Source organism: Asticcacaulis sp. MM231 (assembly GCF_964186625.1).
In the GTDB taxonomy this organism is placed as follows: Bacteria; Pseudomonadota; Alphaproteobacteria; order Caulobacterales; family Caulobacteraceae; genus Asticcacaulis.
Window position 1 is genome coordinate 3,305,036 of record NZ_OZ075108.1, and the last position, 19,028, is coordinate 3,324,063.

General features: G+C 60.1%; 17 protein-coding genes. 7 read left to right on the forward strand and 10 right to left on the reverse strand.

The genetic code is table 11. From position 1 onward, the window contains the following. Positions 1-26: 26 nt before the first annotated feature. The 4 genes from ABQ278_RS16180 to ABQ278_RS16195 are packed head-to-tail and all read left to right on the forward strand — an operon-like array spanning position 27 to position 5,006. Positions 27-1,052: an efflux RND transporter periplasmic adaptor subunit gene (locus ABQ278_RS16180; protein WP_349320508.1), complete on the forward strand. Its 1,026-nt coding sequence runs from the start codon at positions 27-29 to the stop codon at positions 1,050-1,052. After that, on the forward strand, positions 1,049-4,348 hold the full coding sequence (locus ABQ278_RS16185; RefSeq protein WP_349320509.1) for an efflux RND transporter permease subunit: 3,300 nt from the start codon (positions 1,049-1,051) through the stop codon (positions 4,346-4,348). Before ABQ278_RS16180 ends, ABQ278_RS16185 begins: the two co-directional genes overlap by 4 nt. Further along, positions 4,345-4,650, forward strand: coding sequence for a metalloregulator ArsR/SmtB family transcription factor (locus tag ABQ278_RS16190; RefSeq protein ID WP_349320510.1), 306 nt, complete (start codon positions 4,345-4,347; stop codon positions 4,648-4,650). Before ABQ278_RS16185 ends, ABQ278_RS16190 begins: the two co-directional genes overlap by 4 nt. Before the next feature lie 8 nt (positions 4,651-4,658). After that, positions 4,659-5,006, forward strand: a complete 348-nt coding sequence (locus ABQ278_RS16195) for a carboxymuconolactone decarboxylase family protein (RefSeq protein WP_349320511.1) — start codon at positions 4,659-4,661, stop codon at positions 5,004-5,006. A gap of 33 nt (positions 5,007-5,039) precedes the next feature. Here ABQ278_RS16195 and kdsA read toward each other — a convergent pair whose 3' ends face one another. From kdsA to ABQ278_RS16210, 3 genes are read right to left on the reverse strand one after another with little or no spacing between them, the layout of a single operon-like run. Continuing rightward, positions 5,040-5,906, reverse strand: a complete 867-nt coding sequence (kdsA, locus tag ABQ278_RS16200; RefSeq protein WP_349320512.1) for a 3-deoxy-8-phosphooctulonate synthase — start codon at positions 5,904-5,906, stop codon at positions 5,040-5,042. A gap of 9 nt (positions 5,907-5,915) precedes the next feature. After that, positions 5,916-6,698: a manno-octulosonate cytidylyltransferase gene (locus tag ABQ278_RS16205; RefSeq protein WP_349320513.1), complete on the reverse strand. Its 783-nt coding sequence runs from the start codon at positions 6,696-6,698 to the stop codon at positions 5,916-5,918. Further along, positions 6,699-7,685, reverse strand: coding sequence for a KpsF/GutQ family sugar-phosphate isomerase (locus ABQ278_RS16210; RefSeq protein WP_349320514.1), 987 nt, complete (start codon positions 7,683-7,685; stop codon positions 6,699-6,701). Between the two features lie 158 nt (positions 7,686-7,843). Here ABQ278_RS16210 and ABQ278_RS16215 point away from each other — a divergent pair, with 158 nt between their 5' ends. After that, positions 7,844-8,683, forward strand: coding sequence for a DUF817 domain-containing protein (locus ABQ278_RS16215; protein WP_349320515.1), 840 nt, complete (start codon positions 7,844-7,846; stop codon positions 8,681-8,683). Positions 8,684-8,696: 13 nt separating this feature from the next. Here ABQ278_RS16215 and ABQ278_RS16220 read toward each other — a convergent pair whose 3' ends face one another. From ABQ278_RS16220 to ABQ278_RS16235, 4 genes are read right to left on the reverse strand one after another with little or no spacing between them, the layout of a single operon-like run. Further along, positions 8,697-8,996: a transcriptional regulator gene (locus ABQ278_RS16220; protein WP_349320516.1), complete on the reverse strand. Its 300-nt coding sequence runs from the start codon at positions 8,994-8,996 to the stop codon at positions 8,697-8,699. A 2-nt stretch (positions 8,997-8,998) separates the two neighbouring features. Further along, positions 8,999-9,622, reverse strand: coding sequence for a hypothetical protein (locus ABQ278_RS16225; RefSeq protein ID WP_349320517.1), 624 nt, complete (start codon positions 9,620-9,622; stop codon positions 8,999-9,001). Further along, positions 9,619-10,260 carry a hypothetical protein gene (locus tag ABQ278_RS16230; protein WP_349320518.1) on the reverse strand — a complete coding sequence of 214 codons (642 nt, stop codon included), beginning with the start codon at positions 10,258-10,260 and terminating at the stop codon, positions 9,619-9,621. The genes ABQ278_RS16225 and ABQ278_RS16230 overlap by 4 nt, the downstream gene beginning before the upstream one ends. After that, entirely contained in the window at positions 10,257-11,462 is a 1,206-nt protein-coding gene (locus ABQ278_RS16235; RefSeq protein ID WP_349320519.1) for an acyltransferase family protein, read from the reverse strand. The genes ABQ278_RS16230 and ABQ278_RS16235 overlap by 4 nt, the downstream gene beginning before the upstream one ends. Positions 11,463-11,659: 197 nt before the next feature. Between ABQ278_RS16235 and ABQ278_RS16240 the strand changes: the two genes are divergently transcribed. Together ABQ278_RS16240 and ABQ278_RS16245 are read left to right on the forward strand one after the other, a co-directional pair. Continuing rightward, entirely contained in the window at positions 11,660-12,319 is a 660-nt protein-coding gene (locus ABQ278_RS16240) for a DUF4328 domain-containing protein (protein WP_349320520.1), read from the forward strand. After that, positions 12,319-13,155 (forward strand): alpha/beta fold hydrolase, encoded by an 837-nt coding sequence (locus ABQ278_RS16245; RefSeq protein WP_349320521.1) that lies wholly within the window; start codon positions 12,319-12,321, stop codon positions 13,153-13,155. Before ABQ278_RS16240 ends, ABQ278_RS16245 begins: the two co-directional genes overlap by 1 nt. 1 nt (position 13,156) lies before the next feature. Here the strand turns inward: ABQ278_RS16245 and ABQ278_RS16250 are convergent, their stop codons facing one another. The 3 genes from ABQ278_RS16250 to ABQ278_RS16260 all read right to left on the reverse strand — a co-directional run bounded on the left by ABQ278_RS16250 (position 13,157) and on the right by ABQ278_RS16260 (position 19,008). Continuing rightward, complete coding sequence (locus ABQ278_RS16250; protein ID WP_349320522.1) at positions 13,157-14,359, reverse strand: Yip1 family protein; 1,203 nt, start codon at positions 14,357-14,359, stop codon at positions 13,157-13,159. Positions 14,360-14,517: 158 nt separating this feature from the next. Beyond that, positions 14,518-16,194, reverse strand: coding sequence for an MFS transporter (locus tag ABQ278_RS16255; RefSeq protein WP_349320523.1), 1,677 nt, complete (start codon positions 16,192-16,194; stop codon positions 14,518-14,520). Between the two features lie 156 nt (positions 16,195-16,350). Continuing rightward, positions 16,351-19,008 carry a M1 family metallopeptidase gene (locus ABQ278_RS16260; RefSeq protein ID WP_349320524.1) on the reverse strand — a complete coding sequence of 886 codons (2,658 nt, stop codon included), beginning with the start codon at positions 19,006-19,008 and terminating at the stop codon, positions 16,351-16,353. Positions 19,009-19,028: the final 20 nt, after the last annotated feature.

The window sequence follows — 19,028 nt, forward strand, 5'->3', positions numbered from 1 at the left end:
CGACCTAGAATCGTCAGGAAACCTACATGTTCCGCTCCAAAGCTTCCCTTCTCATTCTTGTCGTCGCCTTATCTGGCGTGGGGCTTACGGCCTGCGGCCAAAAGGAAGAGGCCGCGCAAGTCACGGCCTTCAAGGGCGAAACGCTCCGCATCGCGCCCCATTTGATCCATGACGTCAAGCCGGTGGCAGCAACCCTGACCACACGACAGATGGGCGAAGCCACCGCGCGCGTCTCAGGCGTTCTGACGTCGCTGAAGGTTCATGAAGGCGATATGGTCTCACAAGGTCAGGTGATCGGTTTTGTGCAAGATCAAAAGCTCAATCTGCAAACAAGCGCTTACGATCAGGCCACCGTCGCCGCCGAAGCCCAGGCCAATCTGGCCCGCGCGGCCCTTGGACGGACCCAGACCCTGTTCGATAAGGGCATCTATGCGCAGGCAAAGCTCGATCAGGACAAGGCTGCCGCCGCAGCAGCCGATGCTAATGTGCGGGCCGCCCGCGCCCAGGCCTCGGCCAGCGGTGAAGGCGCCCGGCAAGGCGCGATCCTGGCCCCTGCATCAGGACGTGTTATTCATGCCACCGTACCCGTCGGCTCCGTTGTTATGGCGGGGCAATCGGTGGCGACCATAACCGCCGGCAATCGGATCGTGCGCATAGAATTGCCCGAAGGCCAGGGGCAGGCGCTGCAAATCGGCCAGTCTCTGTCACTTGATGCCAACGGTATTCGTACAAGCGGTACAATCACTGAGGTATACCCGTCGGTGTCCGCCGGTCAGATGGTGGCGGACGTCACCGCCCCCGGTCTTGAAACTGTGGCCATCGGCCAAAAGGTCGTCGCCTATATCGGTATTGGCCAGCGAAATGCCGTTGTTCTGCCCAGGCGTTTTGTCGCCACGCGTTACGGTCTGGACTATGTCCGCCTCCTGCAAAAGAACGGCAGTGTCCTCGAAACAACGGTCCAGACAGCCCCCACAGGTGATCCGGATCAGATCGAAATCCTGGGCGGGCTCAACGTCGGCGACACGGTTGCGGTCTATGGAGCAGGCCAATGAGCGACGCCAAGCTCGGCCTCTCCGGCCGCCTGACGAAGGCGACATTGAAGTCGCCATTGACGCCCTTGTTCCTGATCGTCGCGATTATGATCGGCCTTCTGGCCGTCATGTCGATCCCGCGCGAGGAAGAACCGCAGATCAGCGTGCCGATGATCGACATATCCGTCTCAGCCCCCGGCATGAAGGCGGTCGATGCGGAGCAACTGATCGCCAAACCACTGGAGACCATCGTCAAGAGCGTCAACGATGTCGATCATGTCTATAGCTTTATCGATGACGATCATGTCCTAGTAACGGCTCGCTTCAAGGTCGGCACAGATCCCGACAATGCCGCCATACGCATTCATGAAAAAATCAGCGCCAATATGGACCGCCTGCCGGTGGGTATATCCGCCCCTCTGGTGCAGACGCGCGGCATCAATGATGTACCGGCCATGATCCTCACCCTGTCACCGAAGCCGGGTTTGGGGGATGCACTGAACGACACGGCCCTCTACAATATAGCGACAAAGTTGCGCACCGAACTGGCCAAGGTGGATAATGTCGGCCTGACCTTTATCGTCGGTGGCCGCCCCGAAGAAATCCGTATCGAACCCAATGCCGCCGCCATGAGTGCGCATGGTGTGGCGCTGGATGCCTTGATGACCGCTGTCAAAGGCGCCAATACCCGCTTTCCGGCGGGGACTATCCGGTCAGACAATCAGTCCGTGAAGGTTGCTGCGGGCCAAAGCCTGCAGACGGCGACGGATGTCGGCCTGATTAAGGTATCGTCAGTTACCGGTCAAAACGTTCTGGTCCGCGACGTGGCGACGATCATCCAGGCGCCGCGTGAAGACCAGTCGCACGTCTTTCGCTATGCACACCTCGCCAATGGGGCCTGGGCGCAAACGCCGGCTGTCTCTCTGGCCATCGCCAAGCGCAAGGGCGCCAATGCCGTCGTCCTGTCCGGTGCCGTCTTGCAACGTGTTGAGGCACTCAAAGGCACGCTGATCCCGACTAATGTCGACGTGTCCGTGACGCGCGACTATGGCGAAAGCGCCAATGAAAAGGCCAATGAACTCCTGTTTCACCTAGGTCTCGCTACCGTCTCCATCGTTATCCTGATCGGCTTTGCCATTGGCTGGCGCGAAGCGGGCGTCACCGCCGTGGTTATCCCGACGACGATCCTGCTGACCATGTTCGCCTCGAACCTGATGGGCTATACGATCAACCGCGTCAGCCTGTTTGCTCTGATCTTCTCGATCGGCATTCTGGTCGATGACGCCATCGTCATGATCGAGAACATCTCCCGGCACTGGGGCATGAAAGATGGCAGGAACCGTTTTACGGCCACCGTCGACGCCGTGGCTGAGGTTGGCAACCCAACCGTGATCGCCACCCTGACCGTGGTGGCCGCCCTCCTGCCCATGCTGTTCGTCTCAGGCCTGATGGGCCCCTATATGGCGCCAATCCCGGTCAATGCGTCGGCGGCCATGATCTTCTCGTTCTTTGTCGCCGTCATTCTGGCGCCCTGGCTGATGATCCGCTTTGCCCGCAAGACGCTTAAGGCCGGGGATCACGCACACGATCATGAAGGCTTTATCGGTGCGCTCTATCGCCGGGTCGCGGCCAGCATCATCAAAGATAAAAAATCAGCCGGGCGCTTCCTGGCGGGTGTCGGCATCGCCACGCTGGTGTCGTGCGCCATGTTTGCCACCAAGACGGTCACGGTCAAGCTTCTGCCGTTTGACAATAAGTCCGAGCTCCAGGTCATCGCCGATCTGCCCAAGGGCACGTCTCTGGAAGCCACCCAGCGCATCCTCAATCAGGCGGCGCAGATCACCACCCAGATGAAAGAGGTCGAAGCGATCAATTCCTATGCCGGTACGGCCACGCCCTTCAACTTTAATGGCCTGGTGCGGCACTACTATTTCCGCAGTAACCCCGAACAGGGCGATCTCAATGTGCTGCTGGCGCCCAAGGACAAGCGCTCGCGCGCCAGCCACGCCATCGCCCTTGACCTACGCAATCGCCTGAAGGCCATTCCCCTGCCCGCCAATGGGGTGCTGAAGGTGGTCGAGGCGCCGCCCGGACCACCAGTGATGGCAACGCTCCTGGCCGAGGTTTACGGGCCGGATGCCGCTACGCGCCGCGCCGTCGCCGAGAGGGTCAAGGCCATCTACAAATCCATCCCCTATATCGTCGATGTCGATGACAGCTATGGCGTAGCGGTCCCCAAGCTCTCTGTCGTTGCGGATCGTCAGCGCCTGGAAGCCCTCAATGTCTCCGATGGGCAGGTTTACGCATCGGTCGACGCCCTGATGAACGGTCAGGTGCTCGGCTATTCCGACCGCGGCGATGGACGTGACCCGCTGGAAATTTCGTTGCGCCTACCGCAGTCTCAACGCACCTTCGATCAGGCGCTTCAAGCAATGCCGGTGGCGGCATCAACCAGTTCCGCAGGGACACGGCTCGTCTCGCTGGGGGAGGTCACGACCGCTAGCCAAACTACAGGCTCACCCCATATCTATCGTCGCGACGGCCGCGATGTCGATATGATCATGGGCGAAATGGCCGGTCAGTATGAGGCTCCCATTTACGGCATCCTCGCCGTCGATAATCAATTGCGCTCAGAGGCCGCGCGAGCTCGCCGCATGGGCGGCGACGGGCAGTCGCCCTTGCCCGCTGCCACTGCGTCAGCACCGGGAATGGCCGGGATGCAAATCCGCCTGAACGGCCAGCCCAGTGACGAAAGCCATGCCACCGTGCTTTGGGATGGGGAGTGGGAGATCACTTGGGTGACGTTCCGAGATATGGGCGCTGCCTTTGGCGTGGCCTTGCTTGGGATCTATGTGCTGGTGGTCGGTCAGTTCAAAAGCTTCAAACTGCCCTTGGTCATCCTCACCCCCGTGCCCCTGACCCTGATCGGCATCGTGATCGGCCACATCCTGTTCCGCGCCCCTTTCACGGCCACCTCGATGATCGGCTTTATTGCCCTGGCCGGGATTATCGTGCGCAACTCGATCCTGCTGGTCGATTTTATCCGCCACGCCGATAAACTGGATGTTGAGGGGCATCCGCGTCGTTTGCAGGATATCCTGCTGGATGCCGGCGCCACGCGCTTCAAACCGATCCTGTTGACCGCCTTGGCCGCCATGATCGGGGCCAGCGTTATCCTCACCGACCCGATCTTCCAGGGGTTGGCGATCTCGCTCCTGTTTGGTCTTCTTTCCTCAACGCTTTTGACAGTGCTGGTAATCCCCGCCATCTATGTCGTTATGCGCGGTGATTCAGTACGTAAAGGCGTAACCCCATGACCATGCCATCCTCTCCCATGGCGCTCGCCGCCAGCGCCCACAAGGCCAGCCGCCTGCTCAAGCTGATGGCCAGCGAACAGCGCCTGATGATCCTGTGTAAACTGAGCGAAGGCGAATACAGCGCCGGCGAACTGACCGAACTGGTGGGCTTAAGCCAGGGCGCCGGTTCACAGCATCTGCAAAAGATGAAGGCCGAAGGGCTGGTGGATACCCGGCGCGACGCACAAACCATCTATTATCGTCTGGCCGATGACGCCGCCCGTCAGGTCATAGACCTGCTCTGCAATATCTACGGCAAGTGAGACACCCCATGACCAAAGACTATATTCAGATCACCAAAGACATTTCCGCCAACCTGAAGGGCCTGCGCAAGGACATCCCCGAAACCATGCAGGGGTTTTCAGCCATGGCGCAGGGCGCACTGAAAGATGGCGCCCTGTCAAAAAAGACGAAAGAACTGATAGCTCTTGCGATTGGCGTCAGCACGCGTTGTGATGGCTGCATCGGCTTTCATGCGGAAGCTCTGGTCAAACTGGGCGCCACGACACAGGAGGTCGAGGAGGCGCTGGGTATGGCCATCTATCTGGGCGGCGGCCCGTCTTTGATGTATGCCGCCGATGCCATGGCGGCCTTCGAGCAATTCTCGGCCAAAGCCTAGACAGATTGCCCCTTGAATGGCGAAAATGAGCCGTCAGCCCATACCCTTAGCCAGATCATCGAATGCGCGAAGGGTGCCGATCAGATCTTTCATCTTGTCGATATAGATCATGTTGGGGCCGTCGCTCGGCGCATGATCGGGGTCTTCGTGGGTTTCGATAAACACCGCCGACACACCGACGGCGCAGGCGGCGCGCGCCAGCACCGGCGCGAACTCGCGCTGGCCGCCTGAGGTCGTGCCCTGACCACCCGGCTGCTGCACCGAATGGGTGGCGTCGAACATCACCGGGTAACCGGTCTGGGCCATGATCGGCAGGCCGCGGAAATCGCTGACCAGCGTGTTGTAACCGAAGCTGGTGCCGCGATCACACAGGATGATCCGCTCATTGCCCGTCGAGGCGATCTTGTTGGCGACGTTCTTCATGTCCCAGGGCGCCAGGAACTGGCCCTTCTTGACATTGATGGTGCGGCCAGTGGCGCCGGCGGCCAGCAAAAGATCGGTCTGGCGGCACAGGAAGGCCGGGATCTGGATGACATCGACCTGCTTTCCCACCGGCTCGCACTGGTGGGTGTCGTGCACATCGGTCAGGACGGGACAGCCGAACTTGTCGCGGACGGCAGCCAGGATATCGAGGCCTTCCGTCATGCCGATACCGCGCGCCGTACCGATCGAGGAGCGGTTGGCCTTGTCGTAACTGGACTTGTAGATGAACTTGGTGCCGGTCGGCGCGCAGGCCTCGGCGATCTTCTCGGCCATCATAAGGGCGTGGTCGAGGCTCTCGATCTGACACGGCCCGGCGATCAGCACGAACGGTTCGTCGCCGCCGATTTTAATCTTCGGCTGGCCGAAATCACCAATTTCGAAAACCTTGGTTTTGACGTGTTGCGGCTGGATCGACATGGGGTACTCCTAGATGACTTGTTCAATGCGGGCGACATCGACGGGGTTGTTCAGTTCCCAGAACACGCGACCGCGGCCGTCGACCTCGACACAGCGTATCGGCATGCCGTTTTCCAGAAAGCGCAGTTGCTCAAGGCCTTCCCAGGTTTCCAGCGGCCCCACCGGCCAGCTCGAATAGCTCTTCAGGGCCTGCTCGCGGTAACCATAGACGCCGACATGGTGGAAGACCGGGATCGTATCGCCCTCGCCAAACGTCTTGCCGGTATAGGGAATGACTTCCTTGGAGAAGTAGAGCGCGTTGAGGTTTTTGTCGAACACCGCCGTGGTGCCGCCGACGCGGCCATTGAGGCGATCCTCGACGAAGTTGGCGTGGGTCTGGGCATCGCAGCGCAGCACCGGCGTCGCCATCTGCACCGACGGATCGGCCTTCATGGCGCGGATCAGGTCTTCGACGAACCAGGCCGGGGTGAGTGGCGCATCGCCCTGCAGATTGATATAGAGATCGGCGGATTCGCTCAGGTGCTGCAGCGCGTCGGCGCAGCGCTCGGTGCCGTTGGCGCAGGATTCCGCCGTCATGATCACCTGCGCGCCGAAGGCTTCGGCAGCCGTCTTGATGCGATCGTCATCGGTGCAGACATAGACCGAGGCGACATCGGCCACGCCCTTGGCGGCTTCCCAGGAGCGCTGGATCAGCGACTTCGGCACGCCATCCTTGCCGGTCAGCATGACCAGCGGCTTGCCGGGATAGCGCGTCGAAGCATAGCGCGCGGGGATCAGTATGATGGTTTTCACTTAAGCAACTCCCGCACGCAGGCAATCGTGGATATGGATCAGGCCGACCGGCGCGTGGCTGTCATCGACCGCGAACAGGCAGGTGATCTTCTTGTCATTCATAATGCCAAGCGCCTCGGCCGCCAGGGCTTCGGGGCGGATGGTGCGCGGGCCGGCGTGCATGACCTGTTTTGCGGTCTTGTCCATCAGGCCGGTCATATTGCGGCGCAGGTCGCCGTCGGTAATGATGCCGGCCAGCTTGCCACTGGCATCGGTGACACCGACCACGCCGAAGCTTTTGGCGGTCATTTCCAGCAGCGCGTCGCTCATCGGCGTCAATTCGCCGATCAGCGGCAGGGCATCGCCCTTGTGCATCAGTTGATCGACGCGCAGCAACTGCGCGCCGAGCTTGCCGCCGGGGTGGAAGGTCTTGAAATCGGTCGGCTGAAAGCCGCGCTTTTCCATGATGGCTACGGCCAGGGCATCGCCGAGCGCCAGGGTCATGGTGGTGCTCGTGGTCGGGGCCATGCCGATGGCACAGGCTTCCGGCGCGGCCGGCAGGACCAGCGCGATATCGGCCGCCTTGAGCAGGGTCGAATCGGGGCGCGATGCCACACCGATCAGGGGGATGCCAAAGCGGCGGGTATGGGCGATGATGTCCGAAAGTTCCGAGGTTTCGCCGGAGTTGGACAGCACCACCACCACGTCATCGGCGGTGATCATGCCGAGGTCGCCGTGCGAGGCTTCGGCGGGGTGGACGAACTGCGCCGGCGTGCCGGTGGAGGCGAGCGTCGCGGTGATCTTGGCGCCGATATGGCCCGACTTGCCCATGCCGGAGATGATGACGCGGCCCTTGGCGGCGTAAAGGGTCTCGACCGCCCGCACAAACGCTTCCGACAGGGAGCCGGCAAACAGCAGCAGGGCCTCGCCTTCGATGCGCATCACGCGCGCGCCGGTGGCCAGAATTTCGGTGCGGCTGTTGATATCGAGCGGGGGGCTTAAGGTCATAGTCATTCCATATGGTACGCGCGCCCCTCTTAGCAAGATCGGCATGAAGGGACAATCCAAATGCGGGCAATGCTGGCCAGCGCGCACGCTTTCCTGTTACCACAGGCCATGTTAGCAGGAAACGGATGTGATTTTATAGCTGCACAAGAAGGCCGAAATTGAGCGAAACCTCCCCTCACCCTTTGGCCCCCTTTCTGCAACCCGTGCGACGCTGGATACGCAGCACCCTGCTGATCCTGCCAGCGCCTTTACGTGAATTCGTGCTGTTCGGTTTGAAAATGGCGTGGTCGTGCCTGTTTGGCGCCGGGATGCTCGGCCTGATCATCGTGACGCATCTCTTCTGGCCCGCCCATGCACCGATCTATCGCTATGATTTCCTGCTGGCCGCCGCCATCGCCATTCAGGCCCTGTTGCTGTGGACGAGGCTGGAGACCTTCGATGAGGTCAAGGTCATCTTCCTCTACCATGTCACCGGCACGATCATGGAAATTTTCAAGACCCATATGGGGTCGTGGGCCTATCCGGAGCCGTCGATCTTCCATATCGGCGGGGTGCCGCTTTTCACCGGCTTCATGTATGGCAGCGTCGGTTCGTTTATCGCCCGCGCCATCCGCGTCTTCGACATGCGTTTCTCGCACTATCCGAAGGCGTGGGTGACCTATGTGCTGGCGACGGTGATCTATCTCAACTTTTTCACGCATCACTTCCTTTTCGATTTCCGCTATCTGATTTTCGCCGCCATCGCCGTCATTTATTTCCGCTGCTTCGTCTATTTCCGCGTCGATCAGAAGGTGCATGCCATGCCCTATCTGCTGGCCGGCACCCTGACGGCCTTCTTTCTGTGGCTGGCGGAAAATATCGGCACCTTCACCCACACCTGGAGCTATCCGGGCAAGGCGTGGCATCTGGTATCGATCCAGAAAATGGGCGCGTGGGGCCTGCTGCTGATCATTAGCTTTGTGACGGTGACGCTTATTTTTAAACCGAAAGCGCCTTAATAGAACAGGTGTTCTAACGCTTGGAAACCAGATTGGACAAGGCGTCGAGATAGTTGGCGAAGGCCTTGCGACCAGCCAGAGTGATATGGACGCGTGTCAGGGGTTTGCGGCCCTGAAAGCTCTTGACGATCTCGACATAGCCCGCTTCTTCCAGCTTGCGCAGATGGACCGACAGATTGCCCTGTGTCGCCTCCAGCACCGCCTTCAACTCGTTGAAATCGGCGGCTTCAGCGTCCATCAGATAGGCCATAATCCCCAGACGCAGGCGTCCGTGGATGGCGTCATCCAGTTTGTTGATGTCGAAACCGGCCATGATTACTTACGCGCCTGTGTCATCATGTACCAGCCGCCCCCACCCATGATAACGGACAGGGCCAAGCCCAGCACCAGAACGTAATGCGGGGTGCCGAGAAGGAAGCCCAGGGTCAGGGTGGTGACGAACCAGCCGGCGGATATGACCGCCAGCCAGATCTGCTTGCGGATCATGTAGGCCGTATACCAGACAGCGCCCTGAAAAGCGCAGATCGTGATCGGATACAACAACCAGATCAACATACTTTTTTCGGTGATGGCGACATAGGCAAACACCCCGACCATGAACAGATTGGCCAGTCCGGCGCTGCTAAAGGCGGCATTGAGCGCGCGCGTCGCCACGCCATTTTTCGGCACCTTGCGATCGCGCCACAGGATGACGCACATCACGGCCAGAAAGACGATCGTCGGCAGAAAGCCGGCGATCAGATTGCCCCACAGGCCGAGATTGACGATTCCGACCATGTGCGCCCATTGGGCCAGGCATTGCAGCCCATAACAAACCCCGCCGGCCAAATAGAGGGCGCCGCCTGAAATCTGCACGCGGCTGCCTTCGGTGACGAGCGCCTTGACGAAGGCCAGATCGGCCTGAATATCCCGCCCGGTGCCGGCGCTGTTATCGCTCATGTGCCTGACTCCTGTTGGCGGTTAAGGTAAATCATGGTCCCGCCGGCGCCGCCCATCAGAAGGATCAGCGCCACGCCAAGCACGAGAAGATAGGTCTCGGTCTGGCGGATCATCAGGCCCAGAGCCACCGTGGTGACGAACCAGCCGGCCGATACGCAGGCCAGCCACAGTTTGCGCCGGATCATGTAGGCGACATACCAGACTGCGCCGAAAAAGGCGCAGATCACCACCGGATAGAGGAGCCAGATCAGCATGCTTTTCTGGCTGCTGGCCACATAGCCAAAGACGATGGCGAGGGCAAGATTGGCCAGTCCTGCCGAGGCGTAGGCCGCATTGAGCGCCCGCGTGGCGACGCCCTGCTGTCCGCCCTTACGGCCTTTCCAACTCACATAGATGATGACGGGGACGGAGACAACAATGGGGAACAGGATCAGAACCAGACCGATCAGCGGGGACGAGGGAAGATCAAACGCCATCTGCGCCCAGTAGGCCAGGCAGTCGATTCCGTAGGACAGTCCGGCGGTCAGGAAGATGATACCCGCCGCCCCTTGCGTCTTCGGCCCCTCGCTGACGAGGGCCCTCAGGAAGGCAAGGTTTTGGGAGGCGTCGTCGTCGTCATGTCTCATCTCGGGTGTCATGCCGTGGCCTCCCCTTCTTGGGTCGCGTGCTTCGTCTTGCGGCGGCGGCCGTTGAGAATCGCCCCGATGAAGCTGTAGCGTACCATAATTTGATAGCTGAGAATGCCAATCGCCAGGGTGCTGAACAGGACGATGGCGAATTTCGCTTCAGCCGGCAGGGCGAGGTCCTTCACGACGTACTGGAAGACCAGCAGCACCGGAATATGGATGATATAGACCCAGTAGGAGCTATCCGACAGCAGGCGCAGCAGCGGGTTTTCGTGTCTGATGAAGCGATGCGCCATGCCGATGAAGGCCAGCACCCACGACCAGGCGCTGAGGCCATAGATCAGGATATAGAGCGGATGATCGCGGCCATTGACTGGCACCAGGACCGGTGTGCTGCCAATCATGTTAAGGCAGATAATCGTGCCGACAACCGCGCTGAACAGATAGAGCCAGAAGCGATGGGCGAAATGCGCCAGCAGGTCGGCGCGGCGATGCAGGCACCAGCCAAAGGCGAAGGCGGTGGTGAAGCCGGCCACAGCGGTGGGGTTGGGGATCAGGCCGGTATCAGGCGTGGGGATACCGAACCACAGGGCCGCCTGCGGATTGAGATACATGGTGATGGCGACCGGCAGGAACAGCACGACACTGATCAGGTCGCTTTTGGTCAGGGCACCCACCACGCTATCGACCAGACGGCCCAGCGGCTTGCCGATATGGAGCAGATCGACGGCGAGCTTGAGCACAATGGCGCCGGCGCACAGGATCAGCAGCACATAGAGAAACCACAGGTGCGTCAGCGGGAAGGTGTGGATGTCAAAGGCCGGCGGTGGCGGGGCTGGCGGCGCAGGCGTTCCCGGTGGCGGCATGTTGGCAATGATCATCATGGCGACGATGGCGGTGATGACGATGGGCCAGAAGACGACGAGCGGTAGGGCCAGACGCTTCAGGCGATTGACGGCGAAACCCCAGACACCGCGCTTGCTCACCATCATATGCGCGAAGAAGCCGGCCATGACGAAAAAGGTGGTCATGCGGAACATATGGATGACGTAGAACAGCAGACTCAGGCTGTCGGCGTGATGGATATCCTTGATGATCCAGATCCGCGGCTCGATAAAGGACATGGTGGCGTGCAGGGCCACACCCAGCGTCAGGGCCAGTCCGCGGACGGCATCGAGATCGTGATAACGCTTAAGAGTTACAGTTTCAGCCATGACAGCCTCCCTAAGCGCAATCCGATAAAGCGGCCCCCACTTTCCGGACAACTGCGCGACAAAAACCTAGGTCGGCCGAAATGGCCGGACTGCGGACAATTACATGAACAAGTTTGTTTTGTAAACTGGTTTAGTGAAACACGGCATTGCGCGGAGGCGTCAGGTCGCGGATAGTCATGCTGGTTAAGGGGGGATTGATGGTTTCGAAAGCGACACGTACCGGCAAGGCACAAAGCCTGGCCTTGGTGATTCTCGCCGGCATCGATATCGTGCTGGGGATGATCGCCATCGCGATAGCGATCAGCGCCGGATGGCCGGGGCTGGAAGCTTTTCAGGGTTCAGGGCCAACCGCTCAGGGCAACCTCGTTGTCGGTTCTGTTTTTCTTGTTCTCATCATACAATTCGTGCTTCGCGTTTTCATGCTCGTCGTCATGGCGTGGTGGAGCTTCCGGCTGGTCAGCCATGCTCATCGCCATACCCGTTTTCCAGTATCGACACGCTGGGCATGGCTCGGCTGGTTTGTACCCGTAGTAAGCCTGTGGTTACCCTTGCGAGCCGTCTTGAGCCTGAATTTAAAATTGGGTGGTATGTCCTCTGGGAGGCGTTTGCTTATCCTCTCTTGGTGGGCGATACGCCTGCTGATCAGCCCCACACTAGCCCTCATCACGGTTACCTTAATCGGCATCTTTGCCACACTTAACGATCAACAAGGCCCAAATGTCACTTTAACGATACACTTGTTTGTGTGGATACTGATCGCTGGACTTGCTGCTCAGTGTCTGTCCGTCGCCATGGTCCTCATCACGCAACGCCATCAGCCCAAACCCGGCGAGATTGTCACGGCGGACCTCTTCTGATGGTCCGCACTGTACGTCATATTATTCTTGGCATTTTGACTGCAGGGGTAGCTATTTACCTCGCAGTGATCGGCTATCTCTATATCAACCAAAGGCAATTGCTTTACGCCGTAAGGCCCGGGCTCGAAACGCCGGCCATCACGGGGCTGGCGATACAGGATATCCGTATCACCACGAAGGACGGCGAAACGCTGCAGGCCTGGTATGAACCTCCGCAGGAAGGGCGACCGGTCATTCTGTACTTTCATGGCAAGGGCGATGCGCTCAGCATGGGCAAGTGGCGCTATATTCGCATGCACAAGGCAGGGGTCGGGTATCTGGCCCTCTCCTATCGCGGCTATGGCGGCTCGACCGGCACCCCGACTGAAACTGGACTGATCACCGACGGGCTGGCGGCCTATGACTGGCTGCGGGCGCAGGGTTTTGAAGATCAGCAGATCGTCATCCATGGCCACAGTCTCGGTTCAGGCGTGGCGACCTATGTGGCGACGCAACGGCCGGCGCGCGCCTTGCTGCTGGAAGCGCCCTTCACCGCCACCTGCGATGTCGCCAGCAAGCGCTATCCGCTTATCCCCGCCTGTCTTTTGATGCACGATCGCTTTCTCAACCGCGAGCGCATCAAGGATGTGCATACACCCGTTCTGATCGCGCATGGCGACCGCGACAGCGTTGTGCCATTTTCTCAAGGCAAACATCTGTTCGAACTTGCAAATTCGCCAAAGCTTTTCGTGAAAATGAAAGGGTCAGAGCATAGCACCCTGACCCGTGACGGCGTTTATAACGCGTACTGGCGTTTCCTCGGCCTGCCGGAAGATCCGGCCGATCCTGTGCCGTAAATTACTTCGTCAGGGCCTGCGCGCGGCCAAGATCGATGCTCGCCACCGCCGATTTCAGCGTGGCCATGTCGACATTATCACCCTCGGCTTCAACCGTGATGCGGCCATTGGAGACCACGGCGTATTTGCCGTGCTTCGATTGCGTGTCGTATTCCTCGGTGACCATCTGGCCATTCTGCGTCGTGACCTTTTCATAGCCGGTGGCGCTGCTGCTCGACGTATTGATATTGACCGCCGCCGCCATGGCGCCGAAACCAGCCATGGTGCCCATGTCGGTGACGGTGAGGTGGAGCGAGCCATCGCCGATGCGGTAGGTGCCTTCGGCGGTCGAGACCGCCATGCCGCCCATAGTGTTGGCCTGGGTACGGTCATCGCTGCGCGCCACGCCATTGAGCGACGGCGGCAGAAGCGCCAGAAGCGCGCCGGCATCCGCCAGCTTGACCGTCGTCTGACCATTTTCCATGGCCGAGGCCTGTGCCGCCATCTGGTTCGCGGCGGCTTCCATATGATTGGCGGCCTGGTCTATTTTCGAGACATTCGGCGCAACAACCGCATGATTGACAGCCAGTGCTGCCAGTCCCCCCGTCGTCAAGGCGCTAATACCGGCAAAGGTGGCGATCACGGCCCCCATGATCAGGACAAGCACAAAATAAACTACCGCATTGACGATCATATAGACGATCGTTTTATCTGCCGGGTTCTTCATCAGCTTCGGTAAGCCGAGATACATCAGATAAAGACCATAAAGACCAAGCAAGCTTCCAATGACGCCCAGACCGGGGTGAATACTTAAAACCGCCGCAACCCAGCCGGCCGTAGAGCTGTAAGCAGCCACTTTCAGAGCCTGGATAAAGTTTTTCTGACCATTGAAGCTGGGGGCGAGCCCATCAATGATCAAGGCGACAACATAGATCAGGATCAGCGACAGGATGTAGAGCAACACAGCCGAGACGATTCTGAACAGCCCGCCGCCGAACACTATGCCACCAATAGCCGTGGCTACCGGACCGATGGCCGCCAAAGGCATGATGTAGCTGGTGTAAAGCGTCTTGACGTCAGGCGTTTCGCGCTCGATCACGTCCCAGGTCGCGGCCGGCTTGAGCAGGATGGCCTGCACGCGCTCAATCAGATTGTTGGGATTTTTCGGATTGGCATAAGGGTTGGGATCGGGTGCCTGAACGGGCGGTACGGAATCGTCGGCCATGGCTGTCGCCTTTTGAAGGAATGAGATACGCAAGGAGGCACTGTTGGAGCGCAAGAAAGCCTGTCTCGCCCCGTGATGGCGGACCTTGGCCAAAAAAAAGCCCCCGGTCAATCAACCGAGGGCCTTTTGTTTCAACGTTTTCGTGAAGTTAGTCTCATCTACTTATTAAAGTCGATGTGGCGATTGTCCTTCACGAAGAACAGGCCGATGACCACGGTAAAGGCCGCAATGCCGACCGGATACCACAGGCCGTCATAGATGCCGCCCGTCGCCGCCACGATCGTGAAGGTGATAAACGGCAGCAGGCCACCAAACCAGCCATTGCCGAAGTGATAGGGCAAGGACATGGCGCTGTAGCGAATGCGCGCCGGGAACATCTCGACAAGCGCCGCCGCCATCGGGGCATAGACCATGGTGACGAGCAGGACGAGCAGGGTCAGGATGCCCAGTGTCTTCGGATAGTCGATCGTGGCGTTATCCGCCTTGGCCGGATAGCCCGCAGCCTTTAGCGCAGCGCCCACCTGCTTGACGAAATCGGCCTGTGCGGTTTTCAGCGCCTCACCGGTCAGGTTCTTGCCCTCGAAGGACGGGATGACCGTCTGACCGATGCGCACCGAAGCCACAGCGCCGGCCGGGGCCGCTTCATTGGTGTAGCTGATGCCGCCCTTGGCGAGGTAGGATTTGGCGATATCGCATGATTGCAGGAACTTGGCCTTGCCGACCGGATCAAACTGGACAGCGCAGGCGGCCTGATCGGCCACCACCACCACCGGCGAGGTCTTTTGCGCCTGTTCAAGCGCCGGGCTGACCGCACCGGTCAGGGCGCCGAACAGCGGGAAGTAACCCGCCGCCGCCAGAACGAGGCCGGCCAGGATGATCGGCTTGCGGCCGATGCGATCGGACAGCCAGCCGAAAAAGATGAAGAACGGCGTGGCGATGGCCAGCGCGCCGCCGATCAGCCAGTACGAGGTCGACAGATCGACGTGCAACATCTTCTGCAGGAAGAACAGCGCATAGAACTGGCCAGTGTACCACACCACGCCTTGACCGGCCACGAGACCAAACAGGGCGATCAGCACAATCTTGAGATTCGACCACTTCAGGAAGGCTTCGGAAAGTGGCGATTTCGACGTCCGCCCCTCGTCCTTCATGGCCTGGAAAACCGGGCTTTCATTGAGCTTCATGCGAATCCAGATCGAAACCAGCAGCAGGACGATTGAGAACAGGAACGGCAGGCGCCAGCCCCAGGCCTTGAAGTCTTCCGGGCTGACATAGTGCTGGGTAACGCCGATGGCGACGAGCGCCAGCAGCAGGCCTAGCGTGGCCGTGGTCTGAATCCACGCCGTCATCTGGCCGCGTTTGTTATCCGGCGAATGCTCGGCCACATAGGTGGCGGCGCCACCATATTCGCCGCCCATGGCGAGACCTTGGACCAGGCGCAGACAGATCAGGATGATCGGCGCGGCGATGCCGATGGTGGCATAGTTGGGCAGGACGCCGACGAGGAAGGTCGACAGCCCCATGATGACCATGGTGACCAGAAAGGTATGCTTGCGGCCGATCTTGTCACCCATGCCACCAAAGACCATGGCCCCGAAGGGCCGCACCACGAAGCCAGCCGCCAGGGCCAGCAGTGCGAAGATGAAGGAGGTCGTCGGGTTAATGCCTTCAACCTCGAAGAACTGCGTGCCCATAATGGCCGCCAGCGTGCCGAAAATATAAAAGTCGAACCATTCAAAGATGGTGCCCAGCGATGAAGCCCCGATCACAAGCCACATGCTCTGTTTTTCTTGGCTCTGCTTCTTGTGACCTGTTTCGCCTGATGTCGTTGTCATGTCGTCTCAACCCCTTGGGTGCGTTCGTCCCTGTTATGTCGTCTGGAGCCTTTGCTCTCTTTGAAATAAGAAATGACACAGGGTTGACCGGAGGGCAAGGCATGAAAAAGCCCTCCGGTTCGCTCCGGAGGGCCGTAGTTACATGCGTTGTAACGCTTATTGCGCCGCTTTGAGCGCCTGGGCCAGTTCATCGGACTTGGCGTCCTTGAGCGCATTGCAGGTGCGCATACCTTCGAGCATGCGATCAAAGGACAGTTCGCCGCGGCCAGCGGCCTTGACCTTCGGACGCATGATCTGATCGACCTCATCCGCCTTGGCTGCCGAGCAATAGCGTCCCGGCAGGGAGGCAATGCGGCCGGCGGAGAAGATGCCCGCCCCGGTCGAGAAGCTGTCATAGTTGGCCTTCAACCAGTCATAGGCCATGTCGCGCGTGTCGTTGCTGCCCATCAGGCCGGCGATAAGGCCGGTCTTGTCCGGGTTACGCAGGCGCTTGTCGCCGAGGATCCCGAAGATCCAGGTCGCCGTTTCCGGCTTGGCGTCGGCGGTGACCGAGCGCATGGCGGCGCCACGAAGCGTCTCGTCGCTGGCGGTGAGGGCACGCTCCAGCATTGCCTTGGCGGCGGGCAGCCCGCCCTCCTCGACATAGACGCTCAGGGCGCGGCCACGATAGGCCTGATCGAGCGCCTTGTCGTCACCCGCCAGATAGGCGTTGGCGGCGTCGAGCAACTGCTTGCGGACCGCCGCATCACGGGCATCGCCAGCTACAATGCCGACCAGGCTCTGGCGCAGCTTGGAGGTATCCGGATCATCGTTGATATAGGCGTTGGCCTTGGGATCAAAACCCAGAGCGGCCAGGCGCGGCGCATAGATGGAATCCATGACCCGGCGATAATCGGCCAGGGCCGCCTCACCGATAATGCCGCGGCTGCGCAGGTTGGCGAGGTTGTCCCCGCCCCCGACCGCCACGTTGGAATCCTTATTGTTGACCATGATGCGCGCCGCCTTGATCAGTTCGGCCGCCGGCAGCTTGCCGGCGTAGAACTGGCCCCACAGGCTGTCGATGGTAGCTATGCCCTCGGCGCCCGAAAGCTTGTCGCCGGTCGCGAGCAGGGCATCCCAGTCCGCAAGCGTCAGATTAAAGCGGTAATAGCCGGTTCCGCCGGCATTGGGCATGAAGGCGCCCGGCTTATCGACGCCGAGATTGCCCTGCTTGTCGGCCAGCATGAAACAGCCGGTATCTGCGTCACGACGGATGCACAGCGGGATGGTCCAGGTCTGCTCGGGCAAGGTGGTGCCGAGGCGGGCATAGCGCGACTGCGTCGCCACCAGCCAGCCGCCATTGTGGCTGAAATCGATGACGGGGAAGCCCTGCTGATCGACGAAGCTCTTCATCGAATCGAGCACTTTCGGATTTTGGGCCGCATCGGCAAGGGCACCGAAGAAATCTTCCGACGTTGCATTGCCATGCGGATGACGCGACATGTGCAGGCGGACGCCGGCCTTGAAGCGTTCGTCACCCAGATAGCCAGCGATCATCGAAACAACCTGCCCGCCCTTGCCATAGGTGATGCCGTCAAACGCGGAGTCGATATCGCCATTGCGGGTGATCGGCTGGTGGATCGGACGACCGACCTTGAGCGCATCGGCGCCCATGGCCTCAAAACCCTCTTCGACAGCGCCGACGCCGATGTTCAACTCCGGCCGCCATTCGTTGCCGATGCGGTAGCCCATCCAGTTGGCGAAGCTCTCATTGAGCCAGATATCATCCCACCAGGCCGGGGTGACATAATCGCCGAACCACTGGTGTGACAGTTCGTGAGCCACCACCATGCCGAAGGCCTGCTTCTGCGTGGTCGGGGCGCCTTCCGGCAGCAGCAGGATGTTGTCACCGTAGATGTCGGCGCCAGCGTTTTCCATGGCGCCCGGCATGATCGGCGAAGCGATCTGGTCGAGTTTCGGATAGGGGAAGCCCTGGCCGAAATAGGATTCGAGGTGATTGACGATGGCCGGCGTTTCGTCGAGCGCGTATTTCAGCTTATCGGCGTTCGGCTTGGTGGCGATGATGCGGATCGGCAGGGGATGGTTGCGGAACTGGTTCGCCGGCACTGCCCCCTCGGCAGTGACGAACGGGCCAACCACGAAGGCCATCAGATAGGTTGGCAGTTTTTCGGTCGGATAGAAGATGTGGGTCACCAGCTTGCCGGCGGTCACCTCGCCATCGCGCGGCGCGTTGCTGACCGCAAGCAGGCCGGGCTCCGTGGTGATTTTCACGCGGAACTGGGTCTTGAAGCCCGGCTCATCGAACGACGGGAAGGCGGCACGGGCGTCGATCGATTCAAATTGCGACCAGACGTACCAGTCACCACCGACCTGAACGCGGTAGAGACCGGCGGCGTCGTTGGTGAAGGGGGCATCGTAATCGAACACCAGCGTAATTTTACCGCCAGGCACGGCCTTGGCGAAATCGAGGCGCGCAACGCCCAGATCATCGACCTGGGTGTACTTGGCGTTGATCACCTTGTCGCCGACCATGGCGACCACTTTCGACACCTTGAGGTCGCGGCCATGCAGGTAGAGCGACTTGGTTTCCGCCTTCACATTGACGTCGATCTCGACATGGCCGGAAAAGCGCGGCTTTGAGGGGACAATGGTCAGGTCAAGACGATAGGCCAGCGGGGCAGCGGCATCGGGCAGTTTGCCCTGCGGAGCTTGAGCGTCCGCGACAATGGCGGCAGGCGGGGCGGCAAGCGCCATGACGGGGGTGAGCGCGGTCGAGGCGAGGAGCAGACCAGCGGCAAAAAGCATTGAGCGCATAGGATATTTTCCGGGTTGGG